The 17,144-nt window shown below is 57.7% G+C and carries 18 protein-coding genes; 15 read left to right on the forward strand and 3 right to left on the reverse strand.

The genetic code is table 11. The features are described from left to right. Nucleotides 1–28 precede the first annotated feature (28 nt). The 15 genes from ABD720_RS11860 to ABD720_RS11930 all read left to right on the forward strand — a co-directional run bounded on the left by ABD720_RS11860 (nt 29) and on the right by ABD720_RS11930 (nt 15,586). Nucleotides 29–466 (forward strand): ExbD/TolR family protein, encoded by a 438-nt coding sequence (locus ABD720_RS11860; protein ID WP_344763499.1) that lies wholly within the window; start codon nt 29–31, stop codon nt 464–466. Nucleotides 467–476: 10 nt separating this feature from the next. Beyond that, nucleotides 477–1,499: a tetraacyldisaccharide 4'-kinase gene (lpxK, locus tag ABD720_RS11865; RefSeq protein WP_344763500.1), complete on the forward strand. Its 1,023-nt coding sequence runs from the start codon at nt 477–479 to the stop codon at nt 1,497–1,499. Further along, on the forward strand, nt 1,480–1,683 hold the full coding sequence (locus ABD720_RS11870) for a Trm112 family protein (RefSeq protein ID WP_344763501.1): 204 nt from the start codon (nt 1,480–1,482) through the stop codon (nt 1,681–1,683). Before lpxK ends, ABD720_RS11870 begins: the two co-directional genes overlap by 20 nt. Nucleotides 1,684–1,778: 95 nt before the next feature. After that, nucleotides 1,779–2,531, forward strand: coding sequence for a 3-deoxy-manno-octulosonate cytidylyltransferase (gene kdsB / locus ABD720_RS11875; RefSeq protein ID WP_344763502.1), 753 nt, complete (start codon nt 1,779–1,781; stop codon nt 2,529–2,531). 152 nt (nt 2,532–2,683) lie between these two features. Continuing rightward, nucleotides 2,684–3,340 carry an adenylate kinase gene (gene adk, locus ABD720_RS11880; RefSeq protein WP_344763503.1) on the forward strand — a complete coding sequence of 219 codons (657 nt, stop codon included), beginning with the start codon at nt 2,684–2,686 and terminating at the stop codon, nt 3,338–3,340. A gap of 283 nt (nt 3,341–3,623) precedes the next feature. Next, nucleotides 3,624–5,774: a sodium-translocating pyrophosphatase gene (locus ABD720_RS11885; RefSeq protein WP_344763504.1), complete on the forward strand. Its 2,151-nt coding sequence runs from the start codon at nt 3,624–3,626 to the stop codon at nt 5,772–5,774. Between the two features lie 138 nt (nt 5,775–5,912). After that, the gene (locus tag ABD720_RS11890; protein ID WP_344763505.1) at nt 5,913–6,671 is read left to right on the forward strand and encodes a 3-hydroxyacyl-CoA dehydrogenase; all 759 of its coding nucleotides are present in this window, start codon (nt 5,913–5,915) and stop codon (nt 6,669–6,671) included. Nucleotides 6,672–6,802: 131 nt separating this feature from the next. Next, entirely contained in the window at nt 6,803–8,605 is a 1,803-nt protein-coding gene (gene ggt, locus ABD720_RS11895) for a gamma-glutamyltransferase (RefSeq protein WP_344763506.1), read from the forward strand. A gap of 6 nt (nt 8,606–8,611) precedes the next feature. Continuing rightward, on the forward strand, nt 8,612–9,796 hold the full coding sequence (locus ABD720_RS11900; RefSeq protein ID WP_344763507.1) for a patatin-like phospholipase family protein: 1,185 nt from the start codon (nt 8,612–8,614) through the stop codon (nt 9,794–9,796). Nucleotides 9,797–10,105: 309 nt separating this feature from the next. Next, a complete protein-coding gene (locus tag ABD720_RS11905) occupies nt 10,106–10,483 on the forward strand; it encodes a guanyl-specific ribonuclease (protein WP_344763508.1) in 378 nt (125 codons plus the stop codon). 41 nt (nt 10,484–10,524) lie between these two features. Further along, nucleotides 10,525–10,923 carry a barstar family protein gene (locus ABD720_RS11910; protein WP_344763509.1) on the forward strand — a complete coding sequence of 133 codons (399 nt, stop codon included), beginning with the start codon at nt 10,525–10,527 and terminating at the stop codon, nt 10,921–10,923. Between the two features lie 74 nt (nt 10,924–10,997). Next, the gene (purN, locus tag ABD720_RS11915; RefSeq protein ID WP_344763510.1) at nt 10,998–11,621 is read left to right on the forward strand and encodes a phosphoribosylglycinamide formyltransferase; all 624 of its coding nucleotides are present in this window, start codon (nt 10,998–11,000) and stop codon (nt 11,619–11,621) included. 26 nt (nt 11,622–11,647) lie between these two features. After that, entirely contained in the window at nt 11,648–12,904 is a 1,257-nt protein-coding gene (locus ABD720_RS11920) for an RsmB/NOP family class I SAM-dependent RNA methyltransferase (protein ID WP_344763511.1), read from the forward strand. Nucleotides 12,905–12,933: 29 nt separating this feature from the next. Further along, nucleotides 12,934–14,346: a mechanosensitive ion channel family protein gene (locus ABD720_RS11925; protein ID WP_344763512.1), complete on the forward strand. Its 1,413-nt coding sequence runs from the start codon at nt 12,934–12,936 to the stop codon at nt 14,344–14,346. Nucleotides 14,347–14,383: 37 nt separating this feature from the next. Continuing rightward, complete coding sequence (locus ABD720_RS11930; protein WP_344763513.1) at nt 14,384–15,586, forward strand: DesA family fatty acid desaturase; 1,203 nt, start codon at nt 14,384–14,386, stop codon at nt 15,584–15,586. 193 nt (nt 15,587–15,779) lie between these two features. On the opposite strand, the gene rpmG is transcribed toward ABD720_RS11930, so the two are convergent. The 3 genes from rpmG to radC form a co-directional block, all read right to left on the reverse strand. Continuing rightward, nucleotides 15,780–15,947, reverse strand: coding sequence for a 50S ribosomal protein L33 (gene rpmG / locus ABD720_RS11935; RefSeq protein ID WP_009667251.1), 168 nt, complete (start codon nt 15,945–15,947; stop codon nt 15,780–15,782). A 22-nt stretch (nt 15,948–15,969) separates the two neighbouring features. Continuing rightward, nucleotides 15,970–16,206, reverse strand: a complete 237-nt coding sequence (gene rpmB, locus ABD720_RS11940) for a 50S ribosomal protein L28 (protein WP_344763514.1) — start codon at nt 16,204–16,206, stop codon at nt 15,970–15,972. A 152-nt stretch (nt 16,207–16,358) separates the two neighbouring features. Further along, entirely contained in the window at nt 16,359–17,033 is a 675-nt protein-coding gene (gene radC / locus ABD720_RS11945) for a RadC family protein (protein ID WP_344763515.1), read from the reverse strand. Nucleotides 17,034–17,144: the final 111 nt, after the last annotated feature.

Raw genomic sequence — 17,144 nt, forward strand, 5'->3', positions numbered from 1 at the left:
GCCACCCAACAGCCCAGGGACCGAGGCAATGAATTTTCGACGCGGCAAGACCAGGGAAGATCCCGAAATCAATCTGATTCCATTCATCGACGTGCTGCTGGTGATTCTGATTTTTTTGATGGTGAGTACCACCTACAGCAAGTTCACCGAGCTGCAAATCACGCTACCAACGGCCGACGCCGAGAAAGCGGTCGAACGTCCGTTCGAGATCAACGTCGCAGTGGATTCGCAAGGGCGTTATGCGGTCAACAATGTGCAGGTGGCGTTTCGTGATGCGCGTGGTTTGGCGGAGGAATTGCGCAACGCAGGCAATCGCAAGGGCGACAGCAAAAAAGATCCGATCGTCATCATCAGTGCCGATGGGACTGCGACGCATCAGTCGGTGATTAACGTGCTGGAGGCAGCACGCCTGGCCGGGTTCGAACGGATTACCTTCGCTGCGCAGAGTGCCGGCAGCGGCAAGTAGCGCGCTCGTCTTGTCTTCCCGTCCCGACTCTTTCGAACAGCGCCTGACCGCAGCGTGGCAGCGCCGTGGCGTGCTGGCCTGCCTGCTGTGGCCCGTGTCCATCCTGTTTGCCGTGCTGACCGCGTTGCGACGTAACTTGTATCGCGTCGGCTGGCTGTCGAGTACACGCATGCCGGTGCCTGTCGTGGTGGTCGGGAACATCTTCGTGGGGGGCACTGGCAAGACACCGCTGGTGCTTTGGCTGGTCGATGCATTGCGCCAGGCCGGGTTTGTGCCAGGCGTGATTTCGCGCGGGTATGGCGGACAACCGGATGCGGTCGCCGAGGTGCTGCCGGATTCGCTGCCAGTGCAGGTGGGCGACGAGCCGCTGCTGATTGCACAGCGCGGACACTGCCCGGTGGTGGTCGGACGCGACCGCGTTGCGGCTGCCAGTGCGTTGTTGCTGCGCCATCCTGCGGTCGATGTCATCATTTCCGACGACGGCTTGCAGCATTACCGGTTGCAGCGTGCTGCCGAGATCGTCCTGTTTGACGAGCGTGGTGGCGGCAACGGCTGGCTGCTGCCGGCCGGGCCGCTGCGCGAACCGATGTCCCGCCGGCGCGATGTGACGGTTGTCAATGCCCGGCAGGTACCGGCGGGTTTTCCGCCCGCCACCTTGCAAATGACATTAATTGGCACAACTGCCGAAGCGCTCGCGGATCGGTCGCGTGCCGTGGCGCTGTCCGGTCTCGGCGGAACTATCCTGGCGGCTGCCGGTATCGGTAATCCCGAGCGATTTTTCCGCATGCTGCGCGCCGCAGGACTCTCGATCACGACCATGCCTTTGCCGGATCATCATGATTTTTCCGATAACCCCTTTGCCGGGATCTCGGCAGACGTCATCCTGATTACGGAGAAGGATGCAGTAAAATGTGTCCAAATCGAGGCATTGAAAACCGACCCGCGTCTGTGGGTCGTGCCTGTGGCGGCGCACATCGACGGCCCGCTGACCGAACTCATCGTGGAGAAATTGCGTGGATACCCGACTGCTTGACATACTGGTTTGCCCGATCTGCAAAGGGCCATTGGATTACGACCGGAAAGCACAGGAATTGATCTGCAAGGCAGACAAGCTGGCTTATCCGATTCGCGATGGCATCCCGATCATGTGGGCCGACGAAGCGCGCGAGACCGTGGTGCGTCAGCTGGTCTTGCCGGCGGCCGGAGAGCCGCTGTAGTCAGCGTGCTGTAGTACGTCAGGCTGACCACCCAGCACCCGCCCGGCAAGCCAATTGCCGACGCCCCGCATTGCCGCCAGATCAGACCCCATCCCATGTCCTTTATCGTCATCATCCCCGCTCGCCTGGCGTCGACCCGCCTGCCCAACAAGCCGCTCGCTGACCTGGGAGGAAAACCGATGGTGGTTCGGGTCGCAGAGCGAGCGCAGCTGTCGGGCGCGGCGCGCATCATCGTCGCCACCGACCATGCAGCTATTTTTGCAGCCTGTCAGTTGCATGGTGTCGAAGTGCGATTGACCCGCGCCGATCATCCGTCGGGCACCGACCGGATCGCCGAAGTGGCAGCCGAGCTGGGTTTGCCGGCGCAGGCTGTGGTGGTCAATGTGCAAGGGGACGAGCCACTGATCGATCCGGAATTGATTGCCGCGACGGCAGCACGGATTTCGGATCAGGTGCCGATGGCAACTGCCGCCCATGTGATCACCGACTGTGACGATCTGTTCAATCCCAATGTGGTGAAGGTGGTGCTGGACCGTCACGACCGGGCGCTGTATTTTTCACGCGCGGCCATGCCGTGGCATCGGGACGCGTTTGCCGTGTCGCAGGCCGTGATGCCTGATGGATACCAGCCGTTGCGTCATATCGGCCTGTACGCCTACCGCAATGATTTCCTGCAGGCGTATCCGGGGCTGACACCGAGTCCGCTTGAACAGATCGAAGCGCTGGAACAATTGCGTGTGCTGTGGAACGGCTTTCCGATTGCCGTGCACGTGACGCACAGTGCACCGGCAGGTGGTGTCGATACGGCCGAGGACCTGGCGCGTGTCCGGCTGCATTTCACGCGATGAATCAGGTCAAATCAAAGTGGGCGATCGGGTTGGCGAAATTGTATGGTAAGTTTCGTGCAAAGTAAGTGTGATACAACAGCCTGCGCGGTCATGCTCAGGTCATGTCGTGCGAGACAATCACCAAAAGAATTCAAAACTAGTTAGGGAACAAAATGCGCCTCATCCTCTTAGGAGCGCCTGGTGCCGGTAAAGGCACACAAGCTACTTTCATCAAAGAGAAATACAACATCCCGCAAATCTCCACAGGCGACATGCTCCGCGCCGCCGTCAAGGCAGGCACGGAACTCGGCATGGCTGCAAAAAAAGTGATGGACGCCGGCGGTCTGGTGTCGGATGACATCATCATCGGACTGGTCAAGGAACGTCTGACCGATGCTGATTGTGCCAACGGCTATCTGTTCGACGGTTTTCCGCGCACGATTCCGCAGGCAGACGCACTCAAGGAAGCTGGCGTCAATCTGGATTACGTGCTGGAGATTGATGTTCCTGATGCCTCGATCATCGAGCGCATGAGCGGGCGTCGTGTGCATCCCGGTTCAGGGCGTACTTACCATGTTGCCTTCAATCCGCCAAAAGTCGCCGGACTGGATGACCTGACCGGCGAGGAACTCATCCAGCGCGATGACGACAAGGAAGACACCGTCAAAAAGCGCCTTTCGGTCTACCACGAACAGACCGAAGTGCTGGTTGGCTATTACAACCAGTGGGCCGAATCGGGTCTGCCTGCAGCACCACAATATCGCAAGATTGCGGGGGTGGGTCCGGTGGAAGCCATTCGCGACGCAGCGTTTGAAGCGCTCGCAAAATAAGCGAAGAAAAATGAAAGCGGACCATGTGTCCGCTTTTTTTATGGGCAAATTGGTACCAGCTCCAGAAGTCATTCGCGGGGTCTCGGGTAACCAGCGCAAGAACACGATTCGGGCAGGCGCATGCAGCCACCGAATCAAGCAATATCAAGCGGCAAGCCAGACAGGCAGGGTAGCGTGAAGGTTGAACGGAGCGCGGCAAGGCAAGACGGCATCGACAATGCCTACTCGCCTTGTCATTCTCCATCCGGTGTTTTCTTGATTGTGAACATGAGGAGGAATCGACATGACAGCAGGTTTGTGGTTTGCCGTAGCATGCGGGATCGTCGCAGTGGTATACGGAATATGGTCGCGCAGCTGGATATTGAAGCAGGACGCGGGCAACCCCCGCATGCAGGAAATCGCTGCGGCAATTCAACTCGGCGCCTCAGCCTATCTGGCGCGACAATACCGCACCATCGGCATCGTCGGCGCGATCCTGTTTGTCGTGATTGCGTTTCTTCCGGGGCTAGGCATGATCACGGCCATCGGCTTTCTGATTGGCGCGGTGCTGTCCGGCGCGTGCGGATTCATCGGCATGAATGTATCAGTGCGGGCCAATGTGCGCACCGCCCAGGCCGCGACGCGCGGCATGAACGATGCGCTCGATGTGGCGTTTCGCGGCGGCGCGATCACCGGCATGCTGGTGGTCGGACTCGGGCTGCTCGGAGTGACGCTGTTCTATTGGTACCTGACTACGGCGGCCAGCAGCACTGCGGTACTGCATGACCTGATCAAGCCATTGATCGGACTGGCGTTCGGCGCGTCGCTGATCTCGATTTTCGCGCGGCTGGGCGGTGGCATCTTTACGAAGGGCGCGGATGTGGGCGCCGATCTGGTCGGCAAGGTCGAAGCCGGGATTCCCGAAGACGATCCACGCAATCCCGCCGTGATTGCCGACAACGTCGGTGACAACGTCGGCGACTGCGCCGGCATGGCCGCCGACCTGTTCGAAACCTATGTGGTGACGCTGATTGCGACGATGCTGCTGGGGGCCTTGCTGATCAAGGGAAACGAGCTGCAGGCGGCACTGTATCCGCTGCTGCTCGCCGCGGTCTCGATCCCTGCATCGATCATCGGCTGTTCGATGGTCAAAGCCAAACCCGGTAAAAAAATCATGTCGGCCCTGTACACCGGATTATGGTGGGCGGCAGGCTTGTCGCTGATCGGTTTTGCTGCCGTGACCTGGCTCGTCATGCCCTATGACATGCGGCCATCGATGCTGGGTTCTGCCGTGGTCGGGATCGTCCTCACCGGTGTGATGGTGTATGTCACCGAGTACTACACCGGGACTGATTTCAAGCCGGTACGGCACATCGCCCAGGCCTCGACGACTGGCCATGGCACCAACATCATTGCCGGGCTGGGCGTGTCGATGAAGTCGACGGCGTATCCGGTACTGGCGGTCTGCGCAGCAATCCTGATCTCGTATTATCTGGGTGGTCTGTACGGCATCGCAATTGCGGCAACGGCGATGCTGTCGATGGCCGGCATCATCGTCGCGCTCGATGCGTTCGGTCCGATTACCGACAATGCCGGTGGCATCGCCGAAATGTCTGGCATGCCGGAATCGGTGCGGGCGATCACCGATCCGCTGGATGCGGTCGGCAATACCACCAAAGCCGTCACCAAGGGTTACGCGATCGGCTCGGCCGGGCTCGCCGCACTGGTGCTGTTTGCCGATTACACCCATGCGCTCGATGCGGTGGGCAAGGGCACCTCATTCGATCTGTCGAATCCGCTGGTGATCGTCGGCCTGTTTATTGGCGGCCTGATTCCCTACCTGTTCGGTGCAATGGCGATGGAGGCCGTCGGTCGTGCCGCCGGTGCCGTGGTGGTCGAGGTGCGGCGCCAGTTCCGTGACATCAAAGGCATCATGGACGGCAGCGGCAAGCCCGAATACGACAAGGCGGTCGATATGCTCACTACCGCCGCAATCAAGGAAATGATCGTGCCATCGCTGTTGCCGGTCATCGTGCCTATCCTGGTCGGTCTGCTGCTTGGGCCTGCCGCGCTCGGTGGCTTGCTGATGGGGGCGATCGTGACTGGCCTGTTCGTGGCGATCTCGATGACCACCGGCGGTGGTGCCTGGGACAATGCCAAGAAATACATTGAAGACGGCCATCACGGCGGCAAGGGATCGGAGGCACACAAGGCGGCGGTAACGGGCGATACGGTCGGCGATCCGTACAAGGATACGGCCGGTCCGGCGGTCAATCCGCTGATCAAGATCATCAACATTGTCGCGCTGCTGATGGTGCCGCTGCTGCCCGCGGTGGGTCCGCAAATGGGCGGCGCGCACAGCAGCGTGATGGCACCGACAACGCCGGTTCCTTCATTGGCACCACCTGCGCCGATCGCGCCATTGCCGCCGCAGGCACCTGCGCCCAAGCCGTAGATTATTTTTAAAAAGAAGAATGCCGCTTTGGCGGCTTTCTTTTTTCTGGTGCACAGGAGAAAACTCGCTACAATCTCCGGCTAATTGACGTATACGTCAATCTGGCTTCCTTCCAATTCCAACCTGAGCGAGAACAGCATGCAAATCCAAGACAACGTATTCCTGATCACCGGTGGGGCCTCCGGACTTGGCGCCGCGACCGCGCGCATGATCGTGGCCAACGGCGGCAAAGTCGTCCTGGCTGATGTCCAGACCGAAGCCGGTGAATTGCTCGCCACTGAATTGCACGGCAAGTTTGTCAAATGCGACGTCACTTCCGAAGTCGACGGCATGGCCGCTGTTGCCGCCGCCGTCAGCCTGGGAACCTTGCGTGGCCTGATCAATTGCGCCGGTGTGGCACCTGCCGTCAAGACCGTTGGCAAAAATGGCCCGCATCCGCTGGATGTCTTCCAGCGCGCCGTCAACATCAATCTGGTCGGTACGTTCAACATGGCACGCCTGGCTGCCGAAGCCATGGAGAAAACCGAGCCCGCCGAACATGGCGAACGCGGCATCATCATCAACACCGCATCGGTCGCGGCCTACGATGGCCAGATCGGTCAGGCAGCCTATGCCTCGTCCAAAGCAGCGGTGGTCGGTCTGACCTTGCCCATGGCGCGCGACCTGTCGCGCAGCGGCGTGCGCGTGATGACGATTGCACCCGGTATCTTTGAAACGCCGATGCTGCTTGGCATGCCACAGGAAGTCCAGGATGCACTCGGCAAGATGGTACCGTTCCCACCCCGGCTCGGACGTCCTGCCGAGTACGCGCATCTGGCCAAGGCGATTATTGAAAACGTCATGCTGAATGGTGAAACCATCCGGCTCGATGGCGCCATCCGCATGCAGCCAAAATAAACTGGTCACGAAATTTTTGTCATTTTGTTGATGCGCAGAGGGTCGTTGCAGCGGATTTTTCAATGACAGTCACTGGCTCTGCGGCCTACACTGAGGCAAGCGTTGTGCTTGCCTTTTTTTATGGAGTCCGCATGCAGAAACTCAACCTCATTTCCCTCTTCGTCGCATCCTCTGTCGTGACCCTCGCGGGTTGCGCCAGTAATCCCGCTGCGCTGGTTCCGGTTGCTTCGGTTGCACCGTCAGCGTCCCCCGAAGCCGCCAGCGGGTACACCGAAAAAACCGGTGTCGCCGCCAAAAAATTCATGGTCGCTGCAGCCAATCCGCTGGCCACCAATGCCGGTTACCAGATCCTCAAAGCCGGCGGTTCCGCAATCGATGCGGCGATCGCTACCCAGATGGTGCTGACGCTGGTGGAGCCGCAATCGTCCGGCATCGGCGGTGGCGGATTTCTGATGTATTTCGACGGCACCGATGTCAAGGCATTCGATGGTCGCGAAACGGCACCGGCCAGCGCCACCGAGAAGCTGTTTCAGTCCGCCGATGGCAAGCCGCTGGCGTTTCTTGATGGCGTCGTCGGTGGCCGCTCGGTTGGAGCCCCCGGCGAATTGCGCTTGCTCGAACTGGCGTACAAGCAATATGGCAAGCTGCCCTGGGCGACGCTGTTTGCCCCCGCCATCAAACTCGCTGATGACGGATTTGCGGTTAGCCCAAGGCTCGCCAGTCTGCTCAAAAATGAACGCCATTTGAGGAAAGATCCGGTTGCCGCTGCCTATTTTTATGACAGGGAGGGTAACCCATGGACCGCAGGCCACGTGCTGAAAAATCCGGCGCTGGCGCGGGTCTTGCGGGAAGTCGCAGCCGGTGGTGCCGACGCGTTTTACAGCGGCCGGGTGGCGCGGGATATCGCCGCCAAGGTGCAGGGCCATCCAACCAATCCGGGCGGCCTGACCGTCGCCGATATCGCCGGCTATCAGGCCAAGGTACGTGAGCCGGTTTGCAGCGATTACAAAGCCTGGACTGTCTGCGGCATGCCGCCGCCGTCCTCGGGAGGTATCGCAATTGCACAGATTCTGGGCATCCTGGAAACGCGCAACATGGGCGCCTATGCACCCAAAGATGGCGTACTCAACGTCGAGGGTGTGCACCTGTTCAGTGAAGCCGGCCGTCTGACCTTTGCGGATCGTGCGCGCTATGTTGCCGATACCGATTTCGTGCCTTTGCCAGGTGGCAGCGTCAAACCGCTGCTGGACAAACAGTACCTGGCCTCCCGTGCGGAGCTTATTACCGACAAGTCGATGGGCGTTGCCCGATTCGGCCTGCCACGCGTGACGCTGCTGGCGCAGGGACTCGACACCGCGCCGGAGTACAACTCGACCTCGCACATATCGATCGTGGATGCACAAGGCCATTCGGTATCGATGACGACCTCCATTGAGGACCAGTTCGGTTCGCGCCAGATGGTCGATGGCTTCTTACTGAACAATCAGCTGACCGATTTTTCGTTTGATGCCAGTGATGCGAACGGCCCAATCGCCAACCGCGTCGAGGGTGGCAAGCGTCCGCGCAGTGCGATGTCGCCGCTCTTCGTGTTCGAAAAAGGCACCCGCAAACTGATGTTGTCGGCCGGTTCGCCGGGTGGGTCCGCGATCATCAACTATGTCGGCAAGGTGCTCATCGGCATGATGGACTGGGGGCTGGACGTGCAGCAGGCCATCAGCCTGCCGAACTTTGGCAGCCGCAACGGACCGACCGAGCTGGAGCAGGGCAGGGTCTCGGATGCGCTGGTCGATGGATTGAAAGCCAAGGGACATAACGTACGCGTGATGGAACAGACCTCCGGTCTGCAAGGCATCATGCGCATGACCATCCATGGCGAGGATGTCTGGTTTGGCGGCGCCGATCCGCGTCGTGAGGGCTTGGTTATGGGCGACTGATCGCCCATGCAAAATCCCAAAAAAACAGGCTTGGTCCTCACCGGTGGTGGCGCACGTGGTGCGTATCAGGTGGGTGTACTGAAGGCGATCTCGCAGATTCTGTGTGAGGCGGGATGGTCGGCGGCGCGCAATCCCTACGACATCATCTGTGGCACTTCGGCCGGTGCGATCAATGCCACGGCGCTGGCCTGCCATGCCGATGATTTTGGTGGTGGCTTGCAGCATGTGCTATCTATCTGGGAAAATTTTTCGGTCGAACAGGTCTATCGTGCCGACTCGCTCGGGGTGATGCGTTCGGGCGCGCGCTGGCTGTCGTTGCTGTCGTTTGGCTGGTTACTGCGCAAATGGCATGCCAATCCGCCGAACGCATTGCTCGACAATACGCCACTGATTACGCTGCTACACAGGATGCTGAATTTTCCGCGGCTGGATGCGGCGCTGCTTGATGGCAAGCTGCACGCGCTGGCGGTAACGGCATCGTCGTACACGGGCGGCCAGCATGTCACTTTCTATCAAAGCGAAGCGCAGATCGCACCGTGGGTGCGTACGCAGCGCGTCTCGATACGGGCCCAGATTGGTGTCGAGCATCTGCTGGCGTCATCGGCGATTCCGCTGATTTTTCCTGCCACGCCGTTGTTTTTCGATGGGCGACGCGAGTATTGTGGCGATGGTTCGATGCGCCAGCTGGCACCGATTTCACCGGCCATTCATCTGGGTGCCGACAAGGTGCTGGTGGTCGGTGCCGGCAGGCTCCATGAGCCGCCAACAATGCGCGAGGGCGCGGCGCGCTATCCCAGCCTCGCCCAGGTTGCCGGGCATGCGATGTCGAGTATTTTTCTTGATAGTCTGGCGGTGGACATCGAGCGCATGACGCGCATTAACCTCACCTTGTCGATGCTCAGCGAGGAGCAGCGCATGCAAACGTCGTTGCGACCGGTCGAGATGCTGATCATCGCCCCATCACAGCGGCTTGATGAAATTGCCAGTCGCCATACCGGCAGTCTGCCCAAACCCATACGCATGATGCTCTCCGGTATAGGCGCAACCGAGGTCCGGGGTGCGGCGCTGGCTTCTTACCTGTTATTCGAATCCAGTTATACCCGCGAGTTGATTGCGCTAGGCGAGCGTGATGCCCTGGCGCGCCGTGCCGATGTGCTGGATTTTTTCGAGGTCGGGCGCGTAATCGACTAGCTCCCAACAGGCGTGCCGTGGAGTGGCAGTTTTATTGGCAGGTTGGGCGCGCAGATATAACTGCGCAAACTGCAGGCAGATCGGTTGTTGCGCGATATGCGCAGCCTTATTAAGTTGGAACAATGGATTCTAGGAATCGGGTAGCGCCCTACGTGGTTTGCTGTGTCGCAGCAAAATCGTCACATTTCGCCATGCGGTTACGCGTAGCAGGGCATGATTCGGGTTGATTCGGGCAACACAACACGTTACCCTACGGGATTCTGCAGGTTTTCAATCGCGTAATCCGCACACCATATCAAGGAAAGTACCGTGTCCCTCAAGGTGCTCAGGCAAGTAGCGGTCGGCTGTGTGGCGGTAATTCTGGCCTCAAGTGTCCACGCTAGGCAATTCCCGGCGCAGGATTCCATTCCCGTTGGCGCATTGCCGCATGAGGCAAAAGTGACGCTGTCGTTGATCAAACAGGGCGGTCCTTTCCCCTATGAAAAAGACGGGTCCGTGTTCGGTAACTACGAACGGCAGCTTCCCGGCCAGAAGCGCGGGTACTACCGTGAATATACGGTGCCGACACCGCGTGCCCGCAACCGCGGAGCACGCCGCATTATTGTTGGTGGCCAGCCACCCGATCGGGCAGATTACTTCTATACCGCTGACCACTACGTGACATTCAAGCGCATCAGCGCAGAGTGACTTTAACGCATTACATCAACATGGCTCGAATTGAGGGAGAAATGAGTTTGCTTAAAACCGTGCCGCCAAATCTGGTGCAGTCCATCCGTGCGTTCAGGGTGGTCGAGCTGCAGGCAGAGGCCGCTCGCCTCGGACAGCATTTTTTGTATGCGTATTGTGCCGACGCACTGACCAAGCAGCAGGTCCTGGTTTGCATCGCAGAAGCGTTTCATTTCCCCAGACATTTTGGTAAAAATTTTGATGCGCTGGCTGACTGCCTGACAGATATCGTCTGCAAGGCGGGCCCGCAGCCCGGATTTCTGGTGGTGCTGGAACAGTTGCCCAACACGCCTAAATTTGACAAGGAAGCGCGCGAAACTCTGCTGGATGTGTTCCGTGATGCAGCCGAATTCTGGGCCGAGAAAAAAGTACCGTTCCGCGTTTTTTATTCATTCCAGTAAGTCCGCGACGGTGCTATCAGGCCGACCACGCGGTCGGCTTTTTGATGGGTGTGACAGCATGTCCTTGCGGTACAATGCGCGCCATGAGAAATATCGTGATTCTGATTTCCGGTCGCGGCAGCAACATGCAGGTCATTGCTCAACGCGCGCAGCAGCAAAAATGGGCTTGCCGCATCGCTGCAGTAATCAGCAGTCGGGCTGATGCAGAAGGCCTGGCATTCGCCGCCAGTCACCAGATTCCCACTGCCGTAGTCGCCAGTAAAGACTATCCGACACGCGATGCCTTCGACGCTGCCCTGCAGACGACGATAGATGGCTTTTCGCCGGACCTGATCGTTCTGGCAGGATTCATGCGCATTCTGACGGCCCGATTTGTCGACCATTACCGGGACCGGATGCTCAATATTCATCCGTCCCTGTTGCCTAGTTTTCCTGGCCTTTCGACCCATCGCCAGGCATTGGCTGCCGGCGTGAAATTGCATGGTGCGACAGTGCATTTCGTGACCACCGAGCTCGATCACGGACCGATCGTCGCGCAAGCGGCGGTGCCAGTCCTCGATAGCGACACCGAACAATCGTTGGCCGAACGCGTGCTGCAGCAAGAGCACCTGATTTATCCACTAGCCGTACGCTGGTTCATTGATGGGCGACTGAGTTTGCTCGATGGTCTGGTGCGGCTCGCCCCCGAATCGTCATAGAACACCCTAATTTTGAGAGAAACAGCATGAGATTGCCACCTGCGATCGTACACAATACCGAAGAAATCCTGCGCGAGATCCTGCGCTTTACCGGACCTGCCGACAGCACGCTGTCACGGTATTTCCGTGACCACCCAAGGCTGGGTTCGCGCGAGCGTGGTGCGATTGCCGAAGGTATTTACGGCATTTTGCGCAATAAATCGGTCTACACCAGTTTTTCCGAGTCCGGCAACGGACCGACCATGCGGCGCATGACGCTGCTGGGACTTGCCGGTGCCGTCGGTGCCGATGCACTCGGAGGCTTGACCGACGAAGAAACCGCCTGGCTCGACCATACGATGCAAATCGATCGCAATTTGCTGCCGGCATCGATGCGCTCGAACCTGCCCCAGTGGCTGTTTGACAAGCTTGTTGCTCGTGAAGGTGAGGAGGGCGCGTTGGTCATGGCGGCCGCACTGAACGAACCTGCGCCGCTGGATCTGCGGGTGAATGTCATCAAGGGTACGCGTGAGGATGTCATGGCAGCGCTTGCCACTGCACCGATCCTGTCCGAGCCAACGCCGTTTTCGCCGGTAGGTTTGCGCGTGCTGAAAAAGCCGGCGCTGCAGAACCTGCCGCTGTTCAAGGATGGCCTGATCGAAGTGCAGGACGAGGGAAGTCAGCTATTGGCGCAGATCGTCGGTGCCAAGCGCGGCGAGATGGTGGTCGACTTCTGTGCGGGTGCCGGCGGCAAGACACTGGCGCTGGGTGCCGCAATGCGCAACACTGGCCGCCTGTATGCGTTCGATATTTCGGAAAAACGTCTGGCAAAGTTGAAGCCACGGCTCGCCCGCAGCGGTTTGTCGAATGTCCATCCAGTGCAGATCGCCCATGAAAATGATGCGAAGATCAAGCGTCTGGCCGGCAAGATCGATCGTGTACTGGTCGATGCGCCATGTAGCGGACTCGGTACCTTACGCCGCAACCCCGACGTGAAATGGCGCCAGACGCCAATCGGCGTGGCTGAACTGAATGTCAAGCAGACCTCGATCCTGTCTGGCGCGGCGCGCATGGTCAAGACTGGCGGACGGCTGGTTTATGCCACCTGCAGTTTGCTCGATGAAGAAAATGAAGACATCGTGACGGCTTTTCTTGCGACGCATGAAGACTTCGTGCTCGTGCCGATGAAAGACGTGCTGGCCGAGCAAAAAGTCGACCTTGAGATGGACGACTACCTCAAGCTGACACCGCACCAGCATCAGACCGACGGTTTCTTTGCTGCCGTCCTCGAACGTAAAAAGTAATCCAGCCCGGGCGCATCCGCGTATTCCAAGTGAAAAACAATATTCTGTCCGGGTTGTTGCTTGACCTTTGGTCCGACTTGCAGGAGCCGGAAGTCCTCTGGCAAATCGCGACGATTGCCGGATGCCTGGTGCTGGGCTGGTTGCTTGCCCGACTCGTCCGATCTTTCTTTGGCGGTCGCAGCCCGGACCAAGGTATTTTTCGCATCGGCCTGGAGAGTTTTTCTCGGGTGTTGTCGCCGTCGATTACCTTGGGCTTGATCCTGGTAGCCAAGCCATTGCTGGAACAGGTGCAACATGTTCACCTGCTTCGTCTTGCCATTCCGCTGGTTGCCTCGTTTGTCCTGGTGCGTCTGAGCTTTTATGTATTGCGCCGGGTGTTTTCACGGGGTGGTAATGCCAGTGCCAGCGTCGTCGCCATCGAAAAAATGATTGCAGCAATTGTCTGGATCGGCTTTGCGCTGTACATCACCGGTTTATGGCCGGACCTGGTCGACTTGCTGGAAAAAACGGTGTTGCCGCTTGGTCGCTACAAAGTGTCGCTCCTGACTATCCTGCAGGCCGTCGTCTCCGTAATGGGAACATTGATCGTGGCTTTGTGGGCTGGCGCTGCGCTGGAGCAGCGCCTGATGAGTCTGGACTCGGTGCATTCGTCCATTCGCGCCGTGATGGCCCGCATGGCACGGGCCGTGTTGATCCTTGTCGCCATACTGGTCAGCCTGTCACTGGTGGGCATCGACTTGACGGTGTTATCGATTTTTGGTGGCGCGCTGGGTGTCGGGCTTGGGCTGGGCCTGCAAAAAATCGTCGGAAGCTATGTCTCCGGATTTGTAATCCTGCTTGAGCGCAGTATGGCGATTGGCGATATGGTGACCGTGGACAAATACTACGGGCAGGTAACTCGTATAAATACCCGCTATACCGTGTTGCGGGGGCTGGACGGTGTCGAGTCGATCATTCCCAACGAACTGTTCGTTTCCGGGCCGATGCAGAACTATTCGCTGTCTGATCGTTCGATCCGACTCAGTACCAAGTTGACGGTCGCATACGACACGGACATCGAGGCATTGCTGCCCATGCTGGAGGAGGCTGCAGGTAGCATCAGTCGCGTTTCTTCGGCGCCGCCACCGAGTGCGGTTCTGCGTTTTTTTGCTGCGGATGGATTGGAACTGGAAGTTGGTTTCATGATCATCGATCCAGAAAACGGCACCTTTGGCGTGACCTCGGACGTCAATCGCGCAATCTGGCGCATGTTGCAATCCAATGGCATCTCCATTCCGTATACCCAACATGAAGTACGAATCCTGAATCAGGTCGCGCTCGCCGGCCTTGCTGACGAACCCGTGCCCGGCAAAGTTGTCACTCCGCCAGGCGTGGGCGCAACAAGTGAAAGCGGGTACAATCCTGCTCGCAACAATGAAAAGCCGGACACAGATTCAGCCTAACGAGTGAAAATTCTTTTAACCGTGGAGTAGCGCTACTTTGAACACAGTCTTTGACGCAGTTCTCGATTTTCTGGCAAATGGCTTGACCGGTGCAAGTGTCTGGCAAGTTGTCGTGTATTCCCTGATCGTGACGCATATCACCATTGCCGGCGTCACCATCTATTTGCATCGTCATCAGGCGCATCGCGCCTTGGACCTGCACGCGATACCTAGTCATTTTTTCCGTTTCTGGTTGTGGTTGACGACGGGTATGGTCACCAAGGAATGGGCTGCGGTTCATCGCAAGCACCACGCCAAATGCGAAACCGTGGATGATCCGCACAGCCCGGTCACCCGTGGTATCAAAAATGTCTTGTTGACTGGTTCGGAAATGTATCGCACCGAGTCCAAGAACATGGAAACCATCGACAAATACGGCCACGGCACGCCGGATGACTGGATTGAACGTAATCTGTACACCCGTTTCAGCTGGCAGGGTGTTGGCTTGATGCTAGTGATTAATCTGATGCTGTTCGGCGTGCTCGGGCTCACGGTATGGGCCGTCCAGATGATCTGGATCCCGATCACGGCTGCAGGCATCATTAACGGTATTGGCCACTATTGGGGCTACCGCAACTACGATTGCACGGACGCCTCCAGAAATATCTTTCCTATCGGTATTCTGATTGGTGGCGAAGAACTGCATAACAACCATCACACGTTTGGTACCTCCGCCAAGCTATCGTCGAAGTGGTACGAATTCGATATCGGCTGGATGTATATCCGCATGATGGAAATGGCTGGCCTGGCAAAGGTCAAGAAAATTGCGCCTGCACCGAAATTCGATCGCCAGAAAATGGTGGCTGATTTTGAAACGCTGCAATCAGTGATCTCGAATCGCTATGACGTCATGGCCAAATATGCCAAGTCGGTGAAAACCACCTGGCATGACGAACTTGACCATCTGCGTGGCAAAGCCGAGCTGAAGTCGGGATTCCTGAAGTCAGCCAAGCGTCTGATGCATCGCGAGCCGGCCAAGCTTGAAGTGCCGCAACAGCAGCAGCTGCGGGAACTGTTTAGCCACAGCAAGCCATTGCAAACGATGCATGAAATGCGTTCCGAACTCAGTGCGATCTGGGAACGTTCACATAGCAGCCGCGATCAGCTGCTGCAGCAACTGCAGGACTGGTGTGTGCGTGCCGAGGCGTCCGGCATCAAGGCGTTGCAGGATTTTTCATTCCGTCTGCGCAGCTACGCGTAATCAGGATCGCCGACCGGCATAGCTAGTCAGCTGTTGGTAGCCCGGTAACACCAAGAATGCGACCTCGACAGGTCGCATTTTTTTTGCTTGTCCAGACACATGCTTGTGTATCGCGTGATAAAAATCGGGACGAAAAAAAGCCGTTCGCTAGTGCGATCGGCTTCGGTAATGCCAGAACGAGAGTGCAATCAAATTACTTGATCTTGGTCTCTTTGTATTCAACGTGCTTGCGTACTTTCGGATCGAATTTCATGATCGACATTTTTTCCGGAGTAGTGCGCTTGTTTTTGGTAGTCGTGTAGAAGTGACCCGTACCTGCAGTCGATTCCAGCTTGATTTTGTCGCGGCCAGATTTAGCCATGATGGTTCCTTTATTCTGCTAGTTAGACTTTTTCGCCGCGAGCACGCATGTCTACCAGTACGGCATCGATGCCGAGCTTGTCGATGACACGCAGACCAGCGTTGGACAGGCGCAGGGAGACCCAGCGATTCTCGGACTCAACGAAAATGCGACGTTTTTGCAGGTTAGGCAAAAAGCGGCGTTTCGTTTTGTTATTTGCATGGGAAACATTATTGCCGACCATCGGCTTTTTCCCAGTGACTTGGCATACACGTGCCATATCTCACTCCTAAATGATTTCCGAAATTGGAAAAAAATCGAGTATAACGAAAAAAATCAGGTTATTCAACGACTTGCGTAAAACAATTGTGACTATTATCTATAAATATATTTAACAATGTGGCGAGCGCGGAGATATCATCGCATTTCTCGTCAAAGATGGCCGTGCTCCGCAAAGGAATACACCTGACTTCCTGCAACCACGAAGTGATCCAGTATTTTCACTTCGATCATTCCGAGTGTCTGGCGCAGGGTATTGGTCAATGACAGGTCGGCGGCACTTGGCTCCGGTCGTCCCGACGGATGATTGTGAGCCAGCAGCAGGGCGGCCGCATTATGGCGTAATGCGGCCTTGACCACTTCACGCGGATAGACGCTGGTATGGGTCAACGTGCCGCGAAACATTTCTTTGGTGGCGATCAGTCGATTCCCGACATCGACAAACAAGACAGTGAAGGACTCGTAGCTTTTACCCGCCAAGAGCAATTTTAAGTATTCCCGCACTGTCTGCGGCGATGTCAGCGTAATGCCAGCCTGAAGTTCTTCCGACAGCGCGCGTCTGGCTAATTCCATCACTGCGTGCAGTTGTGCAAATTTTGCCGGACCAAGTCCATGCAGCGCAGAGAACTGCTCAAGACTGGCCAGGAACATCGCATGCAACGATCCAAAATGACTGACCATATCCCGACCGAGATCGACCGCAGTCTTGCCGGCGACGCCGATACGCAAAAATACGGCCAGTAATTCCGCATCCGACAGTGACGCCGGGCCATGCGCGATGAGCCGTTCGCGCGGACGTTGATTTTCAGGCCAGTCGGTAATTGCCATGGTTGTTGAGCCTGGGTTCCGGATCGCATTGATCCGCGTGGTGTTCAGTACATTGCAACGGGAGAGCCAAGCGTACTTCAGAGTTTGCGAACGCCCGCAGGCGTTGTCGGC

This window comes from Actimicrobium antarcticum (assembly GCF_039536745.1).
Taxonomy (GTDB): domain Bacteria; phylum Pseudomonadota; class Gammaproteobacteria; order Burkholderiales; family Burkholderiaceae_D; genus Actimicrobium; species Actimicrobium antarcticum.